Consider the following 5103-nt stretch of genomic DNA (forward strand, 5'->3'; position numbering starts at 1 on the left):
AACACAGTGGACGCGAGCAACTGAGGACAAGCCCTCGGCCTATTAGTACCAGTCACCTCCACCCGTTACCGGGCTTCCAGATCTGGCCTATCAACCCAGTCGTCTACTGGGAGCCTTACCCCATCTAGTGGGTGGGAACACTCATCTCGAAGCAGGCTTCCCGCTTAGATGCTTTCAGCGGTTATCCCTCCCGAACGTAGCCAACCAGCCATGCCCTTGGCAGGACAACTGGCACACCAGAGGTTCGTCCGTCCCGGTCCTCTCGTACTAGGGACAGCCCTTCTCAATGTTCCTGCGCGCGCAGCGGATAGGGACCGAACTGTCTCACGACGTTCTAAACCCAGCTCGCGTACCGCTTTAATGGGCGAACAGCCCAACCCTTGGGACCGACTCCAGCCCCAGGATGCGACGAGCCGACATCGAGGTGCCAAACCATCCCGTCGATATGGACTCTTGGGGAAGATCAGCCTGTTATCCCCGGGGTACCTTTTATCCGTTGAGCGACAGCGCTTCCACAAGCCACTGCCGGATCACTAGTCCCGACTTTCGTCCCTGCTCGACCCGTCGGTCTCACAGTCAAGCTCCCTTGTGCACTTACACTCAACACCTGATTGCCAACCAGGCTGAGGGAACCTTTGGGCGCCTCCGTTACTCTTTAGGAGGCAACCGCCCCAGTTAAACTACCCATCAGACACTGTCCCTGATCCGGATCACGGACCCAGGTTAGACATCCAGCACGACCAGACTGGTATTTCAACGACGACTCCACAGACACTGGCGTGCCCGCTTCAAAGTCTCCCAGCTATCCTACACAAGCCGAACCGAACACCAATATCAAACTATAGTAAAGGTCCCGGGGTCTTTCCGTCCTGCTGCGCGAAACGAGCATCTTTACTCGTAGTGCAATTTCACCGGGCCTATGGTTGAGACAGTCGAGAAGTCGTTACGCCATTCGTGCAGGTCGGAACTTACCCGACAAGGAATTTCGCTACCTTAGGATGGTTATAGTTACCACCGCCGTTTACTGGCGCTTAAGTTCTCAGCTTCGCCACACCGAAATGTGACTAACCGGTCCCCTTAACGTTCCAGCACCGGGCAGGCGTCAGTCCGTATACATCGCCTTACGGCTTCGCACGGACCTGTGTTTTTAGTAAACAGTCGCTTCTCGCTGGTCTCTGCGGCCACCCCCAGCTCGAACAGTAAATGTTCTCACCAGTGATGGCCCCCCTTCTCCCGAAGTTACGGGGGCATTTTGCCGAGTTCCTTAACCATAGTTCACCCGAACGCCTCGGTATTCTCTACCTGACCACCTGAGTCGGTTTAGGGTACGGGCCGCCATGAAACTCGCTAGAGGCTTTTCTCGACAGCATAGGATCATCCACTTCACCACAATCGGCTCGGCATCAGGTCTCAGCCTTGATGTGTGACGGATTTACCTATCACACGGCCTACACCCTTACCCCGGGACTACCACCGCCCGGGATGGACTACCTTCCTGCGTCACCCCATCACTCACCTACTGCAGATCTGGTCCGTCGGCTCCACCACTCCCCCTTGCCCGAAGGCTCCGGGGCGGCTTCACGGACTTAGCATCGCCTGGTTCAATGTTTGACGCTTCACAGCGGGTACCGGAATATCAACCGGTTATCCATCGACTACGCCTGTCGGCCTCGCCTTAGGTCCCGACTTACCCTGGGCAGATCAGCTTGACCCAGGAACCCTTAGTCAATCGGCGCACACGTTTCCCACGTGTGTATCGCTACTCATGCCTGCATTCTCACTCGTGAACCGTCCACCACTAGCTTCCGCTGCGGCTTCACCCGGCACACGACGCTCCCCTACCCATCCCAGCCCCCGTTGGGGGTATGTGCTGGAATGACACGACTTCGGCGGTACGCTTGAGCCCCGCTACATTGTCGGCGCGGAATCACTAGACCAGTGAGCTATTACGCACTCTTTCAAGGGTGGCTGCTTCTAAGCCAACCTCCTGGTTGTCTGTGCGACTCCACATCCTTTCCCACTTAGCGTACGCTTAGGGGCCTTAGTCGATGCTCTGGGCTGTTTCCCTCTCGACCATGGAGCTTATCCCCCACAGTCTCACTGCCGTGCTCTCACTTACCGGCATTCGGAGTTTGGCTAAGGTCAGTAACCCGGTAGGGCCCATCGCCTATCCAGTGCTCTACCTCCGGCAAGAAACACACGACGCTGCACCTAAATGCATTTCGGGGAGAACCAGCTATCACGGAGTTTGATTGGCCTTTCACCCCTAACCACAGGTCATCCCCCAGGTTTTCAACCCTGGTGGGTTCGGTCCTCCACGAAGTCTTACCTCCGCTTCAACCTGCCCATGGCTAGATCACTCCGCTTCGGGTCTTGAGCGCGCTACTGAATCGCCCTGTTCGGACTCGCTTTCGCTACGGCTTCCCCACACGGGTTAACCTCGCAACACACCGCAAACTCGCAGGCTCATTCTTCAAAAGGCACGCAGTCACGACCCACAGAGTAAACTCTGTGAGCGACGCTCCCACGGCTTGTAGGCACACGGTTTCAGGTACTATTTCACTCCGCTCCCGCGGTACTTTTCACCATTCCCTCACGGTACTATCCGCTATCGGTCACCAGGGAATATTTAGGCTTAACGGGTGGTCCCGCCAGATTCACACGGGATTTCTCGGGCCCCGTGCTACTTGGGTGTCTCTCAAACGAGCCGTTGATGTTTCGACTACGGGGGTCTTACCCTCTACGCCGGACCTTTCGCATGTCCTTCGCCTACATCAACGGTTTCTGACTCGTCTCATGGCCGGCAGACCATGAAAGAGAGATCCCACAACCCCGTATACGCAACCCCTGCCGGGTCTCACACGCATACGGTTTGGCCTCATCCGGTTTCGCTCGCCACTACTCCCGGAATCACGGTTGTTTTCTCTTCCTGCGGGTACTGAGATGTTTCACTTCCCCGCGTTCCCTCCACACACCCTATGTGTTCAGATGTGGGTGACAGCCCATGACGACTGCCGGGTTTCCCCATTCGGAAACCCCCGGATCAAAGCCTGGTTGACGACTCCCCGGGGACTATCGTGGCCTCCCACGTCCTTCATCGGTTCCTGGTGCCAAGGCATCCACCGTGCGCCCTTAAAAACTTGGCCACAGATGCTCGCGTCCACTGTGCAGTTCTCAAACAACGACCAACCACCCGCCACCCCACCCACAACGGGCGAGTACACCGGGGCCGGCACTGAAGGCGACCAGACAAACCGGCCGTACCCTCAGACACCCAACAGCGTGCCCGACCGCATCCCGCCCGGAGATCATGCTTTCCACACCCTCTTACGAGAGCAGTACTTGCAGCCTCCGGCCCGTGAACCGGCCGAATAATCAACGTTCCACCCATGAGCAACCAGCACCGGACATTCGCCGATGAACTGGCCTCTGACCGCACACCCGAAGATGTCCGGTAAGAAATGCTCCTTAGAAAGGAGGTGATCCAGCCGCACCTTCCGGTACGGCTACCTTGTTACGACTTCGTCCCAATCGCCAGTCCCACCTTCGACAGCTCCCTCCCCGTGAGGGGTTGGGCCACCGGCTTCGGGTGTTACCGACTTTCGTGACGTGACGGGCGGTGTGTACAAGGCCCGGGAACGTATTCACCGCAGCAATGCTGATCTGCGATTACTAGCAACTCCGACTTCATGGGGTCGAGTTGCAGACCCCAATCCGAACTGAGACCGGCTTTTTGAGATTCGCTCCGCCTCACGGCATCGCAGCTCATTGTACCGGCCATTGTAGCACGTGTGCAGCCCAAGACATAAGGGGCATGATGACTTGACGTCGTCCCCACCTTCCTCCGAGTTGACCCCGGCAGTCTCCTGTGAGTCCCCATCACCCCGAAGGGCATGCTGGCAACACAGAACAAGGGTTGCGCTCGTTGCGGGACTTAACCCAACATCTCACGACACGAGCTGACGACAGCCATGCACCACCTGTACACCGACCACAAGGGGGGCACCATCTCTGATGCTTTCCGGCGTATGTCAAGCCTTGGTAAGGTTCTTCGCGTTGCGTCGAATTAAGCCACATGCTCCGCTGCTTGTGCGGGCCCCCGTCAATTCCTTTGAGTTTTAGCCTTGCGGCCGTACTCCCCAGGCGGGGAACTTAATGCGTTAGCTGCGGCACCGACGACGTGGAATGTCGCCAACACCTAGTTCCCACCGTTTACGGCGTGGACTACCAGGGTATCTAATCCTGTTCGCTCCCCACGCTTTCGCTCCTCAGCGTCAGTAATGGCCCAGAGATCCGCCTTCGCCACCGGTGTTCCTCCTGATATCTGCGCATTTCACCGCTACACCAGGAATTCCGATCTCCCCTACCACACTCTAGTCTGCCCGTATCGAATGCAGACCCGGGGTTAAGCCCCGGGCTTTCACATCCGACGCGACAGACCGCCTACGAGCTCTTTACGCCCAATAATTCCGGACAACGCTTGCGCCCTACGTATTACCGCGGCTGCTGGCACGTAGTTAGCCGGCGCTTCTTCTGCAGGTACCGTCACTTTCGCTTCTTCCCTGCTGAAAGAGGTTTACAACCCGAAGGCCGTCATCCCTCACGCGGCGTCGCTGCATCAGGCTTTCGCCCATTGTGCAATATTCCCCACTGCTGCCTCCCGTAGGAGTCTGGGCCGTGTCTCAGTCCCAGTGTGGCCGGTCGCCCTCTCAGGCCGGCTACCCGTCGTCGCCTTGGTGAGCCACTACCTCACCAACAAGCTGATAGGCCGCGGGCTCATCCTTCACCGCCGGAGCTTTTAACCCCCACAGATGCCTGCAGGAGTATTATCCGGTATTAGACCCCGTTTCCAGGGCTTGTCCCAGAGTGAAGGGCAGATTGCCCACGTGTTACTCACCCGTTCGCCACTAATCCCCCACCGAAGCAGGTTCATCGTTCGACTTGCATGTGTTAAGCACGCCGCCAGCGTTCGTCCTGAGCCAGGATCAAACTCTCCGTGAATGTCAACCCGTAATCGGGTCACACCACGAGAGCGGAACAGTCAAGCGGAATAAGCCCGACCGTTCACAGCGTCCTCGCTGTGTTTACTACTTCAAAGGAACC

The 5103-nt window shown here is 57.5% G+C and carries 2 rRNA genes; both read right to left on the minus strand.

Annotated features, from left to right (window positions below):
* Positions 1 to 22: 22 nt before the first annotated feature.
* Positions 23 to 3146, minus strand: a 23S ribosomal RNA gene (locus G3I71_RS44460).
* A 326-nt stretch (positions 3147 to 3472) separates the two neighbouring features.
* A 16S ribosomal RNA gene (locus tag G3I71_RS44465) occupies positions 3473 to 5001 on the minus strand.
* Together the 16S and 23S rRNA genes form the textbook arrangement of a ribosomal RNA operon.
* Positions 5002 to 5103 lie beyond the last annotated feature (102 nt).

The sequence above is a fragment of the Streptomyces sp. SID12501 genome, from assembly GCF_010550245.1.
Classification (GTDB): domain Bacteria; phylum Actinomycetota; class Actinomycetes; order Streptomycetales; family Streptomycetaceae; genus Streptomyces.